Genomic DNA, 19,590 nt, shown 5'->3' on the forward strand with positions numbered 1-19,590 from the left:
TAAGGCTTAAATAATCTGCCGTACTTCGTCGAGTGTGGTGGTACCGTAAGTACCCAAATCTAATGTGCTACCGCTGTCACCGCGGGTGACACCCTGTACCAGCGCGAATTGCAGCGGTTGAGCAACCAACTGCGTCGTGCCGGAGCTGGCGGAGATGGACACTTTGTAAGAGCCATCTGGTGCCGCGCTTCCATCTGTCTGCGTGCCGTCCCAACTGAAGGTGTGGACGCCAGCTGTCAAGCTGCCGATCTCAATGGTACGCACCACGGTTCCGTTTTTGTCGGTCACGGTTGCGGTCACTTTGTCAGCAGCCTGAGTCAGTTCAACACCAAACGGCGTTGTCGTTTCATTACCCACCAGTACGGTCTGTCCTGGGATCATCACGCCGTGGCCAATCAGGGTTGCTGCCTGTAGCGACTGGCTGTTGTCGATCTGCCCGGAAATCGAACCGAGGGTGGTGTTCAATTTTTCAATCCCGCTCACGGTGCTGATCTGCGCAAGCTGCGTGGTCAGTTCGTTGTTTTGCAGCGGGTTGGTCGGATCCTGGTTTTTCAGCTGTGCAACCAGCAGCGTCAAAAAGCTGCTCTGGAGGTCGGACGCGCTGTTAGTCCCGGTGGTTGTGGTACCGCCGGTCGATGAGACACCGCTGTTCGTCGGGTCATTCACGTTTACGCTAATAGACATGCGGGTCTCCTTACTGACCGAGTGTGAGGGTTTTGAGCATCATGCTCTTAACGGTGTTAAGCACTTCAACGTTGGCCTGGTAGCTGCGCGAGGCTGACATGCTGTTGACCATTTCACCGACCACATCCACGTTGGGCATTTTGACGTAGCCGCTTGCGTCAGCCAGCGGGTTACCCGGTTCGTAGACCAGTTTGTCCGGCGCCTGGCTTTCAATCACATCCGACACTTTTACGCCGCCGGTCGCCTGACCAGGCGCTGCGTCAACCTGAAAGACCACCTGCTTGGCGCGATACGGCTGACCATCTGGCCCGGTCACGCTGTCGGCGTTCGCCAGGTTACTGGCGGCGACGTTCAAGCGTTTGGACTGCGCGGTCAGCGCGGAGCCTGCGACATCAAAGATATTCAGTAATGCCATTTAATTAGTTCCCCTGTTGCAGAACGCTCATCATGCTTTTGATCTGCCCGCCCAGCACCGTCAGACCGGTCTGGTATTTGACGCTGTTGTCGGCGAACTGCGTGCGCTCACGATCCATATCGACGGTGTTGCCATCCATAGAAGGCTGATCGGGGATGCGGTACAGCAGATCGGCAGACGGTGTCGCCATCGCCTGCGCCGGAATATGGCGCGAAGAAGTCAGTGCTAACGAAACGCCGCTGGTTTCAGCACGACCACGCTCCATGACTTTTTTTAATTCGCTGGAGAAATCAATATCGCGCGCCTGAAACCCAGGGGTGTCGGCGTTGGCGATGTTGGCCGCCAGAATTTCCTGGCGCTGGGCACTCAGGTTTAGCGCTTCTTGTTGAAAACGCAGTGCGGCATCAAGTTTATCGAGCATGGCTCCCTCACTGATGACAATTATTTAGCCAACAGCTTAAATCTCCGCAGGCAAACTTATCGCCGGAATAAGGGCAAAATGCGTCGCTATTTATTGCGTTGATAGATTTGCCATGCGGTTAAAATCTCTTCATCTGATCAACAGGCAGGAATCTGCGATGAACACGTTGAAAGGCGGTTTAGCCGCGACCTTACTGTTATTAAGCCCCTTTTCTCAGGCGGCTGATTTACAAGCGCAATTGACGTCACTTTTTGCGCAACGTCTTGCTGGCTTTAGTGACGAGGTGGTGGTAAATATACGCACCCCGCAAAACCTGCTCCCCACCTGCGACCAGCCTGCGCTGAGCGTGGTTGGCAATGCGAAGTTGTGGGGGAACCTGAATGTCATGGCCAACTGCGCGGGTGCGAAGCGCTTTTTGCAGGTGGAAGTTCAGGCGACCGGTAACTATGTTGTGGCGGCACAGCCCGTTGCCCGTGGCAGCACATTGCAGCCTGGCAGCGTGGCGTTAAAGCGCGGCCGCCTCGATCAGTTACCGCCGCGAGCAATGCTGGATATTACCCAGGCGCAGGATGCGGTGAGTTTGCGCGATCTCGCGCCCGGACAGCCGATTCAGCTGTCAATGCTGCGTCAGGCGTGGCGGATTAAAGCAGGTCAGCGTGTGCAGGTTGTGGCATCAGGCGATGGCTTTAGTGTGAACGGCGAAGGTCAGGCAATGAACAATGCGGCGGTCGCGCAAAACGCCCGCGTACGCATGTCTTCAGGGCAGATTGTCAGCGGTACGGTGAACGCTGATGGGAATATTCTGATTAACCTATAATCTTCTTAAAGAATTCATGTTGCCTGCCGATAAATAAGCAACGACTAAAGATATCAGGCCCGAAACGCCGCGAAACCTCAATGAGGACAACACTATGAGCATTGATCGTACATCGCCCCTGAAGCCGGTTAACACCGTTCAACAGCGCGAAACTAACGAGACCCAGACGCAAAAAACGCGCCTGGAAAAAGCCGCAACGGCAAACAGCACTAGCGTTACGCTCAGCGGTTCTCAAACGAAGCTGATGCAAGCGGGTGCGAATGACATCAATATGGAACGCGTGGAACAGCTGAAAACCGCGATTCGTAATGGTGAACTGAAAATGGACACTGGCAAAATCGCCGATGCCCTGATTAACGAAGCGCAGAGTGACTTGCAGAGTAAATAACAGTATGAATCGACTGTCAGACATTCTCGATCAAATGACAGTTATCCTGAGCGCTCTGAAAGACGTGATGGATGCTGAGCAAAAACAGCTTTCCGTGGGTCATATTAACGGCAGCGCATTGCAGCGTATCACGGAAGAAAAAAGCTCCTTGCTCGCGACACTGGATTACCTTGAGCAACAACGTCGTAGCACCCAGAAAGCGCAACATAGCGCGAACGACGATATCGCGGATCGTTGGCAAAACATTACGCAGAAAACGCAGCATTTGCGCGACCTTAACAAGCACAACGGATGGCTGCTTGAAGGGCAAATCGCGCGTAATCAGCAGGCGCTGGAAGTCCTGAAGCCCCATCAGGAGCCAAGCCTGTACGGTGCGAATGGCCAGACCGCCTCCGCCAACCGTGGCGGCAAGAAAATCTCGATTTAACCACACATTTTTTTGCCAGGGGCTTCCCCCTGGCAAATTTGCTTTTACGCCGTCCGGCGCGCGAATTCCTTCACTTTAAAGCCCAATACTGCCAGCGTGGCGAAGTAAGCCACCACCCCCACCAGCACAACCACCATCAGGCGTAGCAAGCGATACGGCATGGTTCCCTGCGACCAGTCCGGCATCACATGCAGCATGCCGACTAATGCCGCCGCCATTACCAGCACCGCAATAATCAAACGCAGCAAAAAGCGTTGCCAGCCCGGTTGCGGCGTAAAAATATCTTGTTTGCGCAACTGCCAGTAAAGCAGACCAGCGTTAAGACAGGCCGCCAGACCAATCGACAGCGACAGCCCGGCGTGTTTCAGCGGGCCGATAAACGCGAGGTTCATCACCTGCGTCAGCAGCAGCGTGACGATGGCGATTTTGACCGGCGTCTTAATGTCCTGGCGCGAATAGAAACCCGGCGCCAGCACTTTCACCACAATCAGCCCCATCAGACCGACCGAATAAGCGATCAGCGCACGCTGCGTCATCGCAGCGTCAAAGGCGGTGAATTTACCGTACTGGAACAGCGACACGGTTAACGGTTTTGCCAGAATGCCCAGCGCTACAGCGCTCGGCAGCGCCAGCAGGAAACAGAGCCGCAGCCCCCAGTCCATCAACCGGCAATATTCATCATGGTTGCCGCTGGCAAAACTTTTCGACAGCGACGGCAGCAGAATCGTCCCCAGCGCGACGCCCAATACGCCCGACGGAAACTCCATTAAACGGTCGGCGTAATACATCCACGACACCGAGCCAGAAACCAAAAACGAGGCGAAAATGGTGTTGATGATCAGTGAAATCTGGCTGACGGATACGCCGAGGATCGCCGGCCCCATCTGTTTGATCACCCGCATGGCACCGGCATCGCGGAAGCTAATGCGCGGTAACACCAGCATGCCAATTTTCTTCAGATGCGGCAGTTGGTAGATCAGTTGCAGCACGCCCCCTACCGTCACCGCCCAGGCCAGCGCCAGCACCGGCGGGTGGAAATACGGCGCGGCAAACAGCGCGAAGCCAATCATGCTGATATTCAAAAAAGTCGGGGCGAATGCCGGAACAGAAAAACGGTTCCAGGTATTAAGAATCGCCCCCGCCAGCGAAGCCAGCGAGATCAGTAGAATATAAGGAAAGGTGATACGCAGAAGCTGCGAGGTTAAGTTGAATTTGTCTGCCGTATCGGCAAAGCCGGGCGCGGTGACGAGGATGACCCACGGCGCGGCCAGCATCCCAAGGATCGTGACAATCGCCAGCGCCAGCGTTAACAGCCCCGAGACGTAAGCGACAAACACCCGCGTCGCGTCTTCGCCTTGCTTACTTTTATATTCCGCGAGGATCGGCACAAATGCCTGGGAAAATGCCCCCTCGGCAAAGATGCGCCGCAACAAGTTGGGCAGTTTAAACGCCACAAAGAAGGCGTCGGTTGCCATGCCCGCGCCAAAAACCCTTGCCACAATGGCGTCGCGCGCAAAACCCAGCACGCGTGAAAACATCGTCATGGAGCTGACTGCCGCCAGCGATTTTAATAAGTTCATTCTGGTTTCCATAAGACACAACGCCTGCATGGCAGGCGTTGGTATACAGCGAAGCGCTTAGTCTACAGAGAAAAAGGCGAATTACTATCGCCAGATGTTACAGGAATTATTCACTCATCGCCTCGCGCCACAGCTTTTCCACTACCCGCTGGGCGAGGATCGCCTGTTCACCGGCGGTTTCAGGAACCGTCTGATTTTGCACGCATTCAATAAAATGTCGCGCGCATCCGGCGAAACCGCGCTGCTCAAGCACGCTTTGCCAGCCGGCGACCGGGCGAGACACAACGCCCTGCCCGCGCTCTTCGCGCCATTCGCGCATATCGGTGATATCGAACAGCCCGCCGTCGGTCACCGCCTGGACCCACTCGCGCTGGCTGCCCGCCCGGCGATGCATGCTGGTGGTGATTTGCAGATGTTCGACGCCGAAATGGTGCTCAGCGTAGATCATCGCGCCATCGTCATTGGTTAACAGCGTGCCGCTTTTCAGTTGCGCGGCGCCGCCCGCCAGCCAGAGCGCGGTATCCACCACATGCAGGTAATCATCAAGGAGTGTAAAGCGAAGATCGTGCGGCCCCACGCTATCGGCGCGATGTTTATCCATGCGCAATGAGGACGCCTGCGGCATCTGCTGTTTCAACTCGCGGTAAAGCGGCGAAAAACGGCGGTTAAAACCGACCATCAGCGTGAGTTTTTTACGCGCCGCGAGTTCGATTAACCGCTCTGCATCTTGCAGATTTTCCGCCAGCGGTTTGTCGACACAAACATGAACGCCCAGATTGAGCAGTTCGCTGACCACCGAATAGTGCGACGCCGTAGACGTATGCACGAACACCGCATCGCACTGCGCCGCCAGCGAAGCCAGCGAATCGGCATAAGGTATGCGCCAGGTTTCACACACGCGCAGCGCTTTTTCCCGCGTTGGCGACCAGGCCGCCGCCAGCGTCCAGCCCGTTGCCGCGCCCAGAACCGGTAACCAGGCTTTTTGCGCGATGCCGCCAAGCCCTACAACGCCAATACGTAATGTTGTCACGGTTAATCTCCCAAATGTGCGAGCAGCGAATCCAGACGCTGCTTCAGTTCTGCAACCTCGTCTTCCAGCGCGGCGACGCGCACGGCCAGCGAATCTTCTGGCGGGCTTACCGCTTCCACAACATTGACCAGCGTCTGCACATCGCCGCTGAACAGATGCATATAACGGCTTTCACGTTTGCCCGGTTCGCGCGGCAGACGCACGGTATAAGGGCCATCTTCGCGGGTTGTCAGGTGTTCAAGGGCGTTTTCCACTTCCGCCATATCGGCGAATTTGTACATGCGTTCCGCGCGACCGCGCAATTCACCCGGCGTTTGCGGCCCGCGCAACAGCAGGGTGGTGATCAGCGCCACTTCCGCCGCGCTCAGTTTTAAATCGCCAAATTCAGAATTGCAAAAACGCTGCTCGTATTTCGTTACCCGGTTACCAAAACCGCTGACGGTGCGTAAATAGTGGCGTTTAACCAGTTCATCCAGCACATCCTGGGCTTCATGCTCGCTGAGGTTCATCACCGGTTCGCGGTTGGTTTTTTGATTACAGGCGGTGACAACGCCATTAATAGAAAGCGGATACTGCTCCGGCGTCGTGACCTGTTTTTCCAGCAGACAGCCAATCACCCGTGCTTCCACGGCGGTTAATTGATACTTCATCTTTGCTCCTTCCTTAACGACCGGGGGTCCATTCTTGCGCGGTTAATGCAGTGAGTACGTGATCGCGCCACTGCCCATCAATTAATAAATAGGATTTGGCATAACCTTCTTTTTCAAAACCCAGCCGTGCGAGTAAATCACCACTGCGTTTATTGTGCGGCATATAGTTTGCCATTATGCGATGCATATGTTGCGTGCGTTGCATATAGCGAATGGCCGCCGTCAGCGCTTCGAACATTAATCCCGTTCCCTGCCATTTTTGCCCGATGGAATACCCCAAATAACAGGCGTGAAATGAGCCACGAACCACATTTGAAAAATTTGCCACGCCAATGATTTCTTTCTCGTCGGGATCCAACAGCGCAAAGTAGAAGGCCGATCCCTGCTTATGGAATTCATTGATCATGCCGAGACGCGCCTGCCAGCCGGAAGGATAACAATGGCTTTCGTCGCGTACGGGTTCCCAGGGTTTTAAAAACTGGCGATTTTCCGCGTAATAATCCGCAAGCCGCCAGGCATCGCGCTCGTGAACCAAGCGAACCACTAATCTGTCTGTCACTAAGCGTACTTTCGGCACATTACTGCGATAGCCAAACATGTCTTACCACTCCTTCGTTTCGCGACTCTTTTTAACCCCTTGCCTTAACTATACAGTTGCTCTGCCGCTCTGTGAAAACAGCAACATGGCATTTTCTGCGTTAAACGCCATTTCCGATGAAAATTCTCAATCAAAGCCTGATTTTGATAAAAAAATATTGTCACCGTGAATATGTGAAAAAGACTGGCGAAGCCGCAGAATAAGAACGTCTTATCTTTCTCAATTCCCCGGAGGGGAAATGGTGCGCATATCGCAGGCAAGGAGCCTGGGTAAATATTTCCTGCTTGTCGATAATATGCTGGTAGTACTCGGCTTTTTTGTTGTCTTTCCCCTGATATCCATTCGTTTTGTTGATCAACTTGGCTGGGCCGCATTAATGGTCGGCATTGCGCTCGGTTTGCGCCAGTTGATCCAGCAAGGTTTGGGGATTTTCGGCGGCGCGATTGCCGACCGTTTCGGTGCCAAACCGCTGATCGTCACCGGTATGCTGATGCGCGCGGGAAGCTTTATGGCAATGGGGGTTGCACACGAACCCTGGCTGCTATGGCTCTCCTGCATTCTTTCCGGGCTTAGCGGTACGTTATTTGATCCGCCGCGCTCCGCCCTGGTCGTGAAACTGGTGCGTCCGAATCAACGCGGCCGGTTTTTCTCCCTGTTGATGATGCAAGACAGCGCGGGCGCGGTGATTGGCGCGCTGCTCGGCAGCTGGTTATTGCAATATGATTTTCGTTTGGTGTGCGCGGCAGGCGCGGTGATGTTTGTGCTGTGCGCGGCGTTTAACGCCTTGTTTTTACCCGCGTGGAAACTGTCGACGGTAAAAGCGCCGGTGCGCGAAGGCATGGCGCGCGTGTTGCGCGACAAAAAATTCGTCACCTATGTTCTGACGCTGACTGGCTATTACATGCTGGCGGTGCAGGTAATGTTGATGCTGCCCATTATGGTCAATGACATTGCTGGATCACCCGCCCCTGTGAAATGGATGTACGCCATTGAAGCCTGTTTGTCGCTGTCGCTGCTCTACCCGATTGCCCGCTGGAGCGAAAAACGTTTTCGCCTGGAGCACCGCCTGATGGCCGGGCTGCTGGTGATGTCCTTCAGCCTGATGCCGATCGGTATGGTGGGCACACTGCAACAGTTGTTTACGCTTATCTGCACGTTTTATATCGGCTCGATTATCGCCGAACCGGCGCGGGAAACGTTAAGCGCGCAGTTGGCCGATGCCCGTGCGCGCGGCAGTTATATGGGCTTTAGCCGTTTGGGCCTGGCGTTCGGCGGCGCGCTCGGTTATGCCGGTGGCGGCTGGCTGTTTGACGCCGGTAAAGCCTTTAACCAACCGGAACTGCCGTGGATGATGCTGGGCGTTATCGGCCTGATAACATCGATGGCACTGCTGTGGCAGTTTGGTCAGAAACGCATTCATCCGCCGATGCTTGAGCCAGGCGCTTGATTTGCGCGTCAGTTTTCTCTCAACCATACTGGTAGTTGATGGATAAGCCAGTATGGAGGAGAAACGTGAAACTCTACATTTATGATCACTGCCCTTTCTGTGTAAAAGCCCGCATGATTTTTGGCCTGAAGAACGTCCCGGTTGAACTCAATGTGCTGCTAAGCGACGATGAGGCCACGCCGACCAAAATGATTGGTCAAAAAATGGCGCCTATTCTGCAAAAGGATGACAGCCGTTACCTGCCTGAAAGCATGGATATTGTGCATTATGTCGATAAACTCGACGGCAAACCGCTGCTCACCGGTAAGCAAAACCCGAAGGTGGAAGAGTGGCTGCGCAAGGTAAATGGCTACGCGAACAAGTTGCTGATCCCGCGTATTGCCAAATCCGCATTCGATGAATTCTCAACCCCGCAGGCGCGCGCCTACTTTGTGGCGAAAAAAGAGGCGGCAATCGGTAATTTCGCCGAGCACCTTTCGCACTCCGCGGGGCTTGTCAAAAATATCAGCGACGACCTCCGTGCGCTGGAAAAGCTGATTGTGCAACCCAACGCCGTCAATGGCGAACTCTCTGACGACGACATTCATCTCTTCCCGCTGCTGCGTAACCTCACCCTTGTCAGCGGCATCACCTGGCCCACCCGGGTTGCCGATTACCGCGATAACATGGCGAAACAGACGCAGGTTAACCTGCTGTCCTCCATGGCCATTTAACCCGCTTATGGCGGAGGCGCCTTGCTTCCGCCATCCTATTAGGTTTTTTCCGCTGGCCTTTATGCGGCGCGTGACGCATGCTACGCCGGATCGAAGTATCAGGAACACGTTGAGGAATTCATGAAGAAGATGATTTTGGCCGCTGCATTATTGGTGAGCGGCGTGCTGGTAGGATGTAACCAGTTGACCCAATATTCCATCAGTGAACAGGAAATTAACCAGGCGCTGCAAAAACGCAATGACTTCGCTAAAGATATCGGTGTGCCAGGCGTAGCGGATGCCCACATCGTCCTGAACAATCTCGCCAGCGAGATTGGGCGCGAAGAGCCTAACAAGGTGACATTGACGGGCGATGCGAACCTGGACATGACTTCCCTCTTCGGTAACCAGAAAGCCATCATCAAACTGAAGCTGAAAGCACTGCCGGTGTTCGATAAAGAGAAAGGCGCGATTTATTTGCAAGAGATGGAAGTAGTGGATGCGAAAGTCACGCCGGAAAAAATGCAGACCATTGTGCAAACCGTCATGCCTTACCTGAACCAGTCACTGCGCAATTACTTTAATCAACGCCCCGCCTATGTTCTGAAAGAGGACAGCAGTAAAGGCGAAGCGCTGGCGAAGAAATATGCCAAAGGGATTGAGGTGAAACCGGGCGAAATCATTATTCCCCTTACCGACTAAAATCCCTCAGGGCGCTGCGAGCGCCCTTTTTTCAGGAAAAGGATGCAAACGAAAACGTTTCCCCTTATGCTTGGTCTCCGGCAAAAACACCTGTTTCTCACCCAGCCGGAGCCTTCCAATGACACAATCCCAGGTTTTGAAAATCCGCCGTCCTGACGACTGGCACGTCCATTTGCGTGATGGCGACATGTTGAAAACCGTGGTGCCGTGGACCAGCGAAACCTACGCCCGCGCCATTGTCATGCCCAATCTTGCTCCCCCTGTGACCACCGTTGATGCCGCGATTGCCTACCGTCAGCGCATTCTCGATGCGGTGCCTGCCGGGCAAAATTTCACCCCACTGATGACCTGCTACCTGACTGACAGCCTGAGCGCTGATGAAGTCGAGCGCGGTTTCAACGAAAACGTCTTCATGGCCGCCAAACTTTACCCGGCCAATGCCACGACCAACTCCAGCCATGGCGTGACCAGTATTGACGCCATCATGCCCGTACTGGAGCGTATGGAAAAACTGGGAATGCCGCTGCTGGTACACGGCGAAGTGACCCATGCGGAGATCGATATTTTCGATCGCGAAGCGCGATTTATTGAAACGGTGATGGAGCCATTGCGCCAGCGTTTACCGGGCTTGAAAGTGGTGTTCGAACACATCACCACCAAAGATGCCGCCGAATATGTGCGCGACGGTAATGAACTGCTGGCGGCAACCATCACACCGCAGCACTTGATGTTTAACCGTAACCATATGCTGGTGGGCGGCGTGCGCCCGCATCTCTACTGCCTGCCGATCCTTAAGCGTAATATTCACCAGCAGGCGTTGCGTGAACTGGTTGCCAGCGGGTTTGATCGCGCGTTTCTGGGAACGGATTCCGCACCGCACGCGCGTCATCGCAAAGAAGCCAGTTGCGGCTGCGCCGGTTGTTTCAACGCGCCGACAGCGCTTGGCAGCTACGCAACGGTGTTTGAAGAGATGAACGCGTTGCAGCACTTCGAAGCTTTCTGCTCCCTGAACGGGCCGCGTTTCTATGGTTTGCCAGTGAACGACACCTTTATTGAACTGCTGCGCGAAGAGAGCGTGGTACCTGAAACTATCGCCCTGCCGGAAGATACGCTGGTGCCGTTCCTCGCGGGCGAAACTGTGCGCTGGCGCGTTAAGGGTTAAAAAAGTTTTGGCCCCCTGTTGTAATGGGTTTCATTTAACTGTATAAATATACAGCACATTACACAGGGGGCTGTTATGCGCATTGAAGTGACAATTGCCAAAACCACATCCTTACCGCCTGGCGCTATCGACGCGCTGGCTGGCGAGTTATCCCGCCGTCTGAATAACTACTATCCCGATCGCGAAAATAAAATTTCGGTTCGCTATGCCGCAGCAAATAATCTCTCCGTTCTCGGTGGCGCAAAAGAAGATAAAGACCGTATCAGCGAAATTCTGCAAGAGACATGGGAAAGCGCTGATGACTGGTTTATCACCGATTAATTTACTTTAAAGATTGTTCTTATTGCCGGGTCGCCCCGGCTTTTTTGTCTTTTTTTTCAGCAAATCATTATTAGCGAAGTCTTTAACGAAAATATGTGGTTAACCTTGCGCTGTCTTATTCAAAAAAACCAATAAACGCAAAAAACATGTTGCAAGGTGTTTATTTTTTCGATCAAAGCCCTCAGTTGTTGATATACTGAAAAAGCTTCAAATTAAAACACGCATTGAACCTCGAAAGCCGTTGTCTTATTAAACACGCCAATAAGGGGGTTGTGATGGTAAAGAATAATGAAGTCATCCAGACCCATCCACTGGTCGGATGGGACATCAGCACCGTGGATAGTTACGACGCACTGATGCTCCGGTTGCATTACCAGACCCCAAACAGAGCCGCTCAGGAAGAGACCGAAGTCGGCCAGACGTTGTGGTTAACGACCGATGTCGCCCGTCAGTTTATATCGATTCTCGAAGCGGGCATTGCCAAGATTGAATCTGGCGACTATCAGGAAGATGAGTATCGCAGGCATTAGCATTAATGCTTTACATACCTCTAAAAGGCACCCTCGCGGTGCCTTAATTATTTCTGCCCTTGTATAACGCCTCCAGCTTAATTACCCTCCTGAAAACGCATTTGCCTGGAGAACACCATGAAATACGACCTGATTATTATCGGCAGCGGTTCCGTCGGCGCGGCGGCTGGCTATTATGCCACCCGCGCCGGGCTAAATGTGCTGATGACAGATGCGCATTTACCGCCGCACCAGGAAGGAAGCCATCACGGCGATACGCGTTTAATACGTCACGCTTACGGCGAAGGTGAAAAATATGTTCCGTTGGTCTTGCGTGCCCAGACGCTTTGGGAAGAACTGGCCGCCGAAAGTGGCGAAGCGGTATTCGAACGCACGGGCGTGATCAACCTCGGTCCCGCCGATTCCGCTTTCCTTGCCAACGTTGCCCACAGCGCAGAGCAGTGGAAACTGACGGTAGAAAAACTTGATGCACCTTCTCTGATGGCCCGCTGGCCGGAAATTCGCGTTCCTGACGATTATATCGGCCTGTTTGAAACCGATTCAGGCGTGTTACGCAGCGAGCTGGCGATCAAAACCTGGATCCGCCTCGCAGAACAAGCTGGTTGCGCGCAACTGTTTAATTGCCCGGTCACCGCCCTGCATCATGGTGAAGACGGCGTCAGCATTGACACGCCGGAAGGGACTTTCCACGGCAAAAAGATACTGGTCAGCGCGGGAACCTGGGTGCAAAAGCTGCTGCCAGCGCTGCCCATTCAACCAGTACGTAAAGTCTTCGCCTGGTTCCAGGCCGATGGCCGCTACAGCACCAAAAATAATTTCCCGGCGTTTACCGGCGAAATGCCCAATGGCGATCAGTATTACGGTTTCCCGGCAGAAGAGAATGAACTGAAAATCGGTCGTCATAATGGCGGTCAATTGATCAATGACGCTCAACAGCGAACACCGTTTGGCGAAGAGCCAGGCGATGGATCCGAGTGTTTCGGTTTTCTGCGCCAGTTCCTGCCAGGCATTGGCGGCTGTCTCTATGGTGCATCCTGCACCTACGACAACTCACCGGATGAAGATTTTATTATCGATACTCTGCCCGATTACCCGGATACGCTGGTGATCACCGGTTTAAGCGGTCACGGTTTCAAATTCGCGCCGGTGCTGGGTGAAATCGCGAGCCAGTTCGCGCAGGACAAACGCACAGACGTTGATTTGCAACCCTTCGCCCTCTCCCGTTTTGCCGGATAATCCATCGGCGGCCTGGTTGCCAGGCCGCCGTCAAAATCGCGGAGAGAATATGATTCGTCTATTTCATTATTTAGTTAATAACGTGCGTGAACATTTGATGGCATATATTGCCATTTGGTTACTGATTGCGGTGATCGATATTATTTATATTGTATGGTCAAAATAATGAATACTGACAAAAGTTGACATTTATTTAAATAAATACAACATATAGACAATATTTTTGAATATTACCAACACGTCACAACCTCCGTAATTTCCTTGATAAACACCTAATTTGTCATTTTTTCCTCTAATAGACTGAATACATAAAGCCAAACTTATTCAAATAATGTGATATAGAAAAAATAACAATTCAATTCGCATTTTTTGAGTTGCATTATTATTTCGCTCCCGTCATTTTAAATTAACTTTTGATTAACCGTGATTAACAATTATGCAATTACATAATTCTCCGGCACGCTATGGCGCGGTTTCCGTGACGCTCCATTGGCTGGTTGCCATCGTGGTTTATGGCATGTTTGCCTTAGGTCTGTGGATGGTAACCCTCAGCTATTACGATGGCTGGTATCACCAGGCACCTGAGTTGCATAAAAGTATCGGCATCCTGTTAATGCTCGGGCTGGTTATTCGCGTCATCTGGCGTTTTGTCTCGCCGCCACCGCCGCCGCTCAGCAGCTATTCCCGGCTGACGCGCATTGGTGCAGTGGTTGCCCATATCGCGCTCTATCTGTTGCTGTTCGGCATTGTTTTTAGCGGCTATTTGATTTCGACCGCCGACGGCAAACCGATTAGCGTCTTCGGCCTGTTTGATATTCCCGCGACCCTCGCCGATGCCGGTTCGCAGGCAGATCTGGCAGGCACCGTTCATCTGTGGCTGGCATGGAGTGTGGTTGTGCTCTCCGTATTGCACGGCCTTGCCGCTTTTAAACACCATTTCATCGATAAAGACGCCACTCTCACGCGCATGCTGGGAAAATCGTCATCTGACTCTGGAGCATAATATGAAGAAAATCCTGCCGGGACTCGCTCTCGCCTCGCTGCTGTTCACCACCGGTTATGCCGTAGCGGCGGACTACAAAATTGATAAAGAAGGCCAACACGCTTTCGTCAATTTCCGTATCCAGCACCTGGGCTATAGCTGGTTGTACGGTACGTTTAAAGATTTCGACGGGACTTTTACGTTCGACGAAGCGAACCCGTCCGCCGATAAGGTGAATGTGACGATCAATACCAACAGCCTTGACACCAATCACGCCGAGCGCGACAAGCACCTGCGCAGCGCGGATTTCCTGAACGTGGCGAAATTCCCGCAGGCGACATTTACCTCGACGGCGGTGAAAAAAGACGGTGATGAGCTGGATATTACCGGCAACCTGACGCTGAACGGCGTGACCAAACCGGTAGAGCTAGAAGCGAAGCTGATCGGTCAGGGCGATGACCCGTGGGGTGGCGTGCGTGCGGGCTTTGAAGCGTCAGGCAAGATCAAGCTGAAAGACTTTAATATCACCACCGATCTTGGCCCGGCATCGCAAGACGTTGAGCTGATTATCTCGGTTGAAGGTGTGCGTCAGAAGTAACGAAAAAGGAGAGGATCGCCCCTCTCCTTGCTGTTTTATTCCGGGTCAGGAATGCCCAGTTTGGTATTCAGGCGACCGCGGGATTTGTTGAAAATCTTATTACCGTTTTCCCGTCCGGCGCGGCGTTTACGCTGCTCTTCTTCCGGCAACGCACGCTCTTCTTTACACAACTCGCTGCAACATCCATCAAATTTCTCGGCGCAGGTCGGACACTGAATAAACAGCAGATGACAGCCGTCATTGAGGCAATTGGTGTGCGCATCGCACGGTGTGCCGCACTGGTGGCAGTGCGCAATCACATCATTGGAGATGCGCTCGCCCATACGTTCGTCGAAAACAAAGTTTTTACCGATAAAACGCACCGGCAGCCCCTGTTCGCGGGCGCGGCGAGCGTACTCAATGATCCCACCTTCGATATGCCACACTTTGTTGAAGCCGTTATGTTTCATCCAGGCGCTCGCTTTTTCGCAGCGAATACCGCCGGTGCAATACATCACGATTTTTTTATCTCTATGCTCCTGCATCATTTCGACCGCTTTCGGTAACTGCTCGCGGAACGTATCGGCGGGGATCTCCAGCGCACCGTCAAAATGGCCCACTTCATATTCGTAGTGGTTACGCATATCAATAAAGATGGCGTCAGGATCGTCGAGCATCGCGTTCACTTCTGCCGCTTTCAGGTAATCGCCGACATCGCTGGCGTCAAAGCTTTCATCGTCAATGCCATCTGCCACAATCCGATCGCGTACTTTCATGCGCAGCACCCAGAAAGATTTGCCGTCGTCATCAATCGCGATATTCAAACGCAGCCCGTTAAGCGCCGAATCGAAGGCATAAAGTACCTCGCGGAACGCATCAAACTTGCTTTGTGGCACGCTGACCTGCGCGTTGATCCCTTCATGCGCAAGATAGATTCGCCCAAAGACACTCAGCTTCGTCAATGCCTGGTAAAGCGCATCGCGGGTAGTCTGCGGATTCACGATCGAAAAATACTTATAAAACGAGACGGTAACGCGTGGCTCGGTTTCGGCGAGCATGCGCGCTTTCAATTCATCATTGGAGATGCGGTTGTGTAACACTGGCATGGTGTACGTGTCCTGCAAGAGTAAAGAGTGAAAAACGGCGGCATCATAAAGCAAATGTTGATAATTTACATCCACACATTTTGCGCTACATTTTCACTCATTCAGATAACTACGACACGACAATTCCTGACAAAACAGGCATTCTGTGCGCCCGGGTTTTGGTTAACCCTAAGAAAAATGCAAAAATACAGGCAATTGTAGCTTTTTACAGGACGGTCATGACGCATTTACCTAAATTTTCGGCATCGCTACTGCACCCACGCTACTGGGCGCTTTGGTTCGGGATTGGCATGCTGTGGTTAGTTGTTCAACTTCCTTATCCCATTATTTACCGCCTCGGTTGCGGGCTTGGTTACCTGGCTCAGCGCCTGATGAAGCGCCGTGCGCAAATCGCGCATCGCAATCTGGAGCTCTGTTTCCCGCAAATGAGTGAAGCCGAACGCCAGAAAATGGTGGTGAAAAATTTCGAATCGGTTGGCATGGGCCTGATGGAAACCGGTATGGCCTGGTTTTGGTCCGATCGTCGCATGACCCGCTGGATGGACGTTTCGGGTTTTGAACATGTCCGTAATGTGCAGGCGCAAGGGCGCGGTATTTTACTGATTGGCGTGCATTTCTTAACGCTGGAAATCGGCGCACGCATGTTTGGCCTGAATGAACCCGGCATTGGTGTTTACCGCCCCAATGACAACCCGGTGATCGATTTGCTGCAAACCTGGGGCCGCATGCGCTCCAATAAAAGCATGATCGACAGGAAAGATCTCAAAGGTATGATCCGCGCGCTGAAAGCCGGCGATGTGGTCTGGTATGCGCCGGATCATGATTATGGCCCGCGAGCCAGCGTCTTCGCGCCCTTTTTTGCCGTGAAAGATGCCGCATCGACTTCTGGCACCTGGATGCTGGCGCGCATGTCGCAAGCTTGTATCGTTCCTTTTGTGCCGCGTCGTAAACCGAATGGTCAAGGTTATGAATTGATCATGCTGGAACCAGAATGTTCACCGCCGCTGGACGATGCGCAAACCACCGCGACCTGGATGAACAAAGTGGTCGAACACTGCATTATGATGGCCCCGGAGCAATATATGTGGCTGCATCGCCGCTTTAAAACGCGTCCCGAAGGCGTCCCCTCCCGCTATTAATCTTGTGAATAGCCCGCATCCGCATGCGGGCTTTTGTTCGGCATCCGCCTTAATCTTCGCGAAATTAAGATTTTTCAAGTTCCAATAAGAACTCCCCCACTCACAGAAGCCCTCTGTCTACTTGTCGTTTCTCACCTGTCGGAAATAATAGCGACCACATAATTCCGAGATAAAACTGTTTTTCCAGGATGGAAACGCTATGAAAATTCTTTTACTTTGCAGTGCGTTTAATGGTTTATCGCAACGTTTTTTCGTTGAACTTACCGATGCCGGACACCAGGTGGCTGTTATTGTTTTCGTCAATAATGAGGATCTTGAACAGAGGCTGAAAGACGATCCGCCCGACATTATCATCGCCCCGTTCCTGAAACGCGCCATCCCCGATCATATCTGGCAGCAATTCAAATGCTTTATCGTACATCCCGGTATTGTTGGCGATCGTGGCCCAAGCTCGCTCGACTGGGCAATTATTGAAGGATGGAATGAATGGGGCGTCACGTTGCTTGAAGCTAATGCGGAGATGGATGCAGGCGACATCTGGGCCACTCGTACCTTCCCCCTCTTGCCAATGGCAAAGAGCCAGATTTATCGACACTTCGTTACCGACGCCGCCGTTGCCTGTTTATGGGAGCTCATCGACAAACTGCACAACGGGCAGCAGAAAGGCAAGCCGCTGGATTATGCCAATGCCAGCACGCGCGGACGGGAGAGAAAGCCCCTGCCTGCTACCGCGCGTACCCTCGACTGGAACACCGATAATACCACCACACTTCTGCGTAAAATTTGGGCCAGCGACAGCCTGCCCGGCGCATCCACAGTGCTGGCTGGCGTACCGGTACGTGTGTTTAATGTCTGGCAAGCGGATGCTGATGTGACAAAACTGCGCGGACGTTCGGGCGATATTTTTGCCCGCTCCGGGGATGCCGTTTGCGTGGCAACGGTCGATGGCGCGCTGTGGATCGGCCATTTGCGCCGCACAGATGAGCATGCGAAAGCCCATGTCAAACTACCGGCCGCCGTTGCACTCGCTGAAGCGCTTCCCGCGCTTGAACCGCTGGCAACGTTACATGTCACGCATCCTGACAGTGCGTGGCTGGAGCGCCGTGACCGAATCGGCATCCTGCATTTTCCGCTGCTCAACGGCGCATTCACCACCCATGATTCGCTGGCATTATGCAAGCTATTCAAGCAAGCCACGCAGGATGAGCAACTGGACGCCATTGTTCTTGCGGGAGGAAACGATTTCTGGTCAAACGGTATTGAGCTTAATTCCATTCACGTGGCGGATAATCCTGCCGAAGAAGGTTGGGCATCCATCAACGCAATTGACGATCTCGCCGAGGCAATCCTCACCTGCCAGAACAAATTAGTCATCAGTGCGGTCAATGCCAACGCTGGCGCAGGCGGTGCCATGCTTATGCTGGCTGCCGATCGGGTCATCATGCGTTCTGGCGTTGTGATTAACCCGCATTATAAAACGATGGGGCTGTTTGGTTCCGAACTCTGGACGCTCACTTTGCCGTGGCGAGTAGGGACGGAGACCGCCCTCGCATTGACCGAAGATTGCATGCCGGTTAGCGCCAGCAAAGCAGCATCCATTGGCCTGGTCGATGGCGTTATCGATACCTCTCGCTCAGCTTTCCTTGAAACGGTTATCGCTCAGGTTTCTGAGATGATTTCACCTGCGCAACTACCCACCAACCAGCAGGAAAAATACCTGAATCGCCACGGCATGCGCCATGAACGCGCATCGGCTGAGTATCGCCAGAACGAGTTGAAAAAAATGCACGCAAACTTTTTCGCTGACGATATGCATTTTTCAGCGCGTAGAAAAGCGTTTGTGATGAAACATCCCCCCTGCAAATTACCCGATCATTTGCAGAGATATAACCTCATCTGTTCGGCTGAAGTGCTGGCAGAGTGCGAATGCCAGTAAGAAAGTGAAGGTGGAATTTGACGCTCATAACACGAGCGTCTATAGATTTCTGCATGTGCTTTTTCTGTGACCCAAGGAGCTTTGAGATGGCCGACTCTGAACTGAACTATTACTCAACACTGGCAGAAGCGATTGACGCAGCCCGCGAAGCGTTTCTCGCTAACAACCCCGATGTCGATGAAGACGACCTCAACGTACAACAGTTCAATGTACAGAAGTATGTGCTGCAGGATGGCGATATCGCATGGCAGGCAGAATTTTTTGCGGACGAAGAGCAACCCGGTGAATGTCTGCCGATGCTCAGCGGTGAAGCAGCGCAAAGTGTGTTTGATGGCGACTTCGACGAAATCGAAATCAGCCAGGAGTGGTTAGAAGAGAACACGCTGCATGAGTGGGACGAAGGTGAATTCCAACTGGAACCGCCGCTGGACACCGAAGAGGGTCAAACGGCGGCCGACGAGTGGGAAGAGCGCTGATCACTCATACGGGCCGTGATGCGCATCCAACGGTAGCAGCAGAGTGTCGAACACCAGCGAAAAGGGCAAATCAAGGACGGTAATGTAGCGCCATGAGGAATCGCGGACATCCCATTGCACACCGGGATAGTACTGATTGCCATGGCCCTGGCCAGGGATTGCCCGGCTGATAATGCTGCCGCAACCGCTCAGCAGCAACGCCATAACCACCACCAGAATCACTCTCACATGCCACCTCTTCTTCATTCAGGCAGGTAAAAAAATACCGGCGCAC

Annotated in this window: 25 protein-coding genes; 16 read left to right on the top strand and 9 right to left on the bottom strand. The window is 53.1% G+C overall.

From position 1 onward, the window contains the following. Positions 1-6: 6 nt before the first annotated feature. From flgD to flgB, 3 genes are read right to left on the bottom strand one after another with little or no spacing between them, the layout of a single operon-like run. On the bottom strand, positions 7-684 hold the full coding sequence (gene flgD / locus AAEY27_RS13485; protein WP_342321108.1) for a flagellar hook assembly protein FlgD: 678 nt from the start codon (positions 682-684) through the stop codon (positions 7-9). A 10-nt stretch (positions 685-694) separates the two neighbouring features. After that, positions 695-1,099 carry a flagellar basal body rod protein FlgC gene (flgC, locus tag AAEY27_RS13490; protein ID WP_342321109.1) on the bottom strand — a complete coding sequence of 135 codons (405 nt, stop codon included), beginning with the start codon at positions 1,097-1,099 and terminating at the stop codon, positions 695-697. A 4-nt stretch (positions 1,100-1,103) separates the two neighbouring features. Continuing rightward, complete coding sequence (gene flgB, locus AAEY27_RS13495; RefSeq protein ID WP_342321111.1) at positions 1,104-1,520, bottom strand: flagellar basal body rod protein FlgB; 417 nt, start codon at positions 1,518-1,520, stop codon at positions 1,104-1,106. Between the two features lie 157 nt (positions 1,521-1,677). Between flgB and flgA the strand changes: the two genes are divergently transcribed. The 3 genes from flgA to flgN all read left to right on the top strand — a co-directional run bounded on the left by flgA (position 1,678) and on the right by flgN (position 3,152). Then, positions 1,678-2,337 carry a flagellar basal body P-ring formation chaperone FlgA gene (flgA, locus tag AAEY27_RS13500; RefSeq protein WP_342321112.1) on the top strand — a complete coding sequence of 220 codons (660 nt, stop codon included), beginning with the start codon at positions 1,678-1,680 and terminating at the stop codon, positions 2,335-2,337. Between the two features lie 94 nt (positions 2,338-2,431). Next, a complete protein-coding gene (gene flgM / locus AAEY27_RS13505; RefSeq protein ID WP_342321113.1) occupies positions 2,432-2,725 on the top strand; it encodes a flagellar biosynthesis anti-sigma factor FlgM in 294 nt (97 codons plus the stop codon). 4 nt (positions 2,726-2,729) lie between these two features. After that, positions 2,730-3,152, top strand: coding sequence for a flagella biosynthesis chaperone FlgN (gene flgN, locus AAEY27_RS13510; protein WP_342321114.1), 423 nt, complete (start codon positions 2,730-2,732; stop codon positions 3,150-3,152). Positions 3,153-3,196: 44 nt separating this feature from the next. Here flgN and murJ read toward each other — a convergent pair whose 3' ends face one another. The 4 genes from murJ to rimJ form a co-directional block, all read right to left on the bottom strand. Then, on the bottom strand, positions 3,197-4,732 hold the full coding sequence (gene murJ / locus AAEY27_RS13515; protein ID WP_342321117.1) for a murein biosynthesis integral membrane protein MurJ: 1,536 nt from the start codon (positions 4,730-4,732) through the stop codon (positions 3,197-3,199). Positions 4,733-4,838: 106 nt separating this feature from the next. After that, positions 4,839-5,762, bottom strand: coding sequence for a Gfo/Idh/MocA family protein (locus tag AAEY27_RS13520; RefSeq protein ID WP_342321118.1), 924 nt, complete (start codon positions 5,760-5,762; stop codon positions 4,839-4,841). Between the two features lie 2 nt (positions 5,763-5,764). Then, a complete protein-coding gene (locus AAEY27_RS13525) occupies positions 5,765-6,412 on the bottom strand; it encodes a YceH family protein (RefSeq protein ID WP_342321119.1) in 648 nt (215 codons plus the stop codon). 13 nt (positions 6,413-6,425) lie between these two features. Continuing rightward, entirely contained in the window at positions 6,426-7,010 is a 585-nt protein-coding gene (gene rimJ / locus AAEY27_RS13530) for a ribosomal protein S5-alanine N-acetyltransferase (RefSeq protein WP_342321120.1), read from the bottom strand. Between the two features lie 238 nt (positions 7,011-7,248). Here rimJ and mdtH point away from each other — a divergent pair, with 238 nt between their 5' ends. The 10 genes from mdtH (at position 7,249) to AAEY27_RS13580 (ending at position 14,680) form a co-directional block, all read left to right on the top strand. Further along, positions 7,249-8,457 carry a multidrug efflux MFS transporter MdtH gene (mdtH, locus tag AAEY27_RS13535; protein WP_342321121.1) on the top strand — a complete coding sequence of 403 codons (1,209 nt, stop codon included), beginning with the start codon at positions 7,249-7,251 and terminating at the stop codon, positions 8,455-8,457. 65 nt (positions 8,458-8,522) lie between these two features. After that, positions 8,523-9,170 carry a glutaredoxin 2 gene (grxB, locus tag AAEY27_RS13540; protein ID WP_342321122.1) on the top strand — a complete coding sequence of 216 codons (648 nt, stop codon included), beginning with the start codon at positions 8,523-8,525 and terminating at the stop codon, positions 9,168-9,170. A 120-nt stretch (positions 9,171-9,290) separates the two neighbouring features. Continuing rightward, positions 9,291-9,851, top strand: coding sequence for a lipoprotein (locus tag AAEY27_RS13545; protein ID WP_342321123.1), 561 nt, complete (start codon positions 9,291-9,293; stop codon positions 9,849-9,851). 118 nt (positions 9,852-9,969) lie between these two features. After that, on the top strand, positions 9,970-11,013 hold the full coding sequence (gene pyrC, locus AAEY27_RS13550; RefSeq protein WP_342321124.1) for a dihydroorotase: 1,044 nt from the start codon (positions 9,970-9,972) through the stop codon (positions 11,011-11,013). A 75-nt stretch (positions 11,014-11,088) separates the two neighbouring features. Further along, a complete protein-coding gene (gene dinI, locus AAEY27_RS13555) occupies positions 11,089-11,334 on the top strand; it encodes a DNA damage-inducible protein I (RefSeq protein WP_342321125.1) in 246 nt (81 codons plus the stop codon). 275 nt (positions 11,335-11,609) lie between these two features. Next, positions 11,610-11,864 carry a biofilm formation regulator BssS gene (gene bssS, locus AAEY27_RS13560; RefSeq protein ID WP_017456389.1) on the top strand — a complete coding sequence of 85 codons (255 nt, stop codon included), beginning with the start codon at positions 11,610-11,612 and terminating at the stop codon, positions 11,862-11,864. A 117-nt stretch (positions 11,865-11,981) separates the two neighbouring features. Continuing rightward, a complete protein-coding gene (gene solA, locus AAEY27_RS13565) occupies positions 11,982-13,100 on the top strand; it encodes an N-methyl-L-tryptophan oxidase (RefSeq protein ID WP_342321126.1) in 1,119 nt (372 codons plus the stop codon). 49 nt (positions 13,101-13,149) lie between these two features. Beyond that, a complete protein-coding gene (locus AAEY27_RS13570) occupies positions 13,150-13,266 on the top strand; it encodes a YceO family protein (RefSeq protein WP_342321128.1) in 117 nt (38 codons plus the stop codon). 270 nt (positions 13,267-13,536) lie between these two features. Further along, the gene (locus AAEY27_RS13575; RefSeq protein ID WP_342321129.1) at positions 13,537-14,103 is read left to right on the top strand and encodes a cytochrome b; all 567 of its coding nucleotides are present in this window, start codon (positions 13,537-13,539) and stop codon (positions 14,101-14,103) included. A 1-nt stretch (position 14,104) separates the two neighbouring features. Continuing rightward, on the top strand, positions 14,105-14,680 hold the full coding sequence (locus tag AAEY27_RS13580) for a YceI family protein (protein WP_342321130.1): 576 nt from the start codon (positions 14,105-14,107) through the stop codon (positions 14,678-14,680). A 35-nt stretch (positions 14,681-14,715) separates the two neighbouring features. Here AAEY27_RS13580 and AAEY27_RS13585 read toward each other — a convergent pair whose 3' ends face one another. Further along, positions 14,716-15,765, bottom strand: a complete 1,050-nt coding sequence (locus AAEY27_RS13585; protein WP_342321131.1) for a rhodanese-related sulfurtransferase — start codon at positions 15,763-15,765, stop codon at positions 14,716-14,718. A gap of 218 nt (positions 15,766-15,983) precedes the next feature. Here AAEY27_RS13585 and AAEY27_RS13590 point away from each other — a divergent pair, with 218 nt between their 5' ends. The 3 genes from AAEY27_RS13590 (at position 15,984) to AAEY27_RS13600 (ending at position 19,316) form a co-directional block, all read left to right on the top strand. Further along, positions 15,984-16,904 carry a Kdo(2)-lipid IV(A) acyltransferase gene (locus AAEY27_RS13590; RefSeq protein WP_342321133.1) on the top strand — a complete coding sequence of 307 codons (921 nt, stop codon included), beginning with the start codon at positions 15,984-15,986 and terminating at the stop codon, positions 16,902-16,904. A gap of 199 nt (positions 16,905-17,103) precedes the next feature. Beyond that, positions 17,104-18,840 carry an enoyl-CoA hydratase-related protein gene (locus AAEY27_RS13595; RefSeq protein WP_342321134.1) on the top strand — a complete coding sequence of 579 codons (1,737 nt, stop codon included), beginning with the start codon at positions 17,104-17,106 and terminating at the stop codon, positions 18,838-18,840. Positions 18,841-18,926: 86 nt separating this feature from the next. Next, entirely contained in the window at positions 18,927-19,316 is a 390-nt protein-coding gene (locus tag AAEY27_RS13600) for a MysB family protein (RefSeq protein ID WP_342321135.1), read from the top strand. On the opposite strand, the gene AAEY27_RS13605 is transcribed toward AAEY27_RS13600, so the two are convergent. Continuing rightward, a complete protein-coding gene (locus tag AAEY27_RS13605; RefSeq protein WP_342321136.1) occupies positions 19,317-19,544 on the bottom strand; it encodes a YceK/YidQ family lipoprotein in 228 nt (75 codons plus the stop codon). Positions 19,545-19,590: the final 46 nt, after the last annotated feature.

Origin of the sequence: Kosakonia sp. BYX6, assembly GCF_038449125.1 — a bacterium.
In the GTDB taxonomy this organism is placed as follows: domain Bacteria; phylum Pseudomonadota; class Gammaproteobacteria; order Enterobacterales; family Enterobacteriaceae; genus Kosakonia; species Kosakonia calanthes.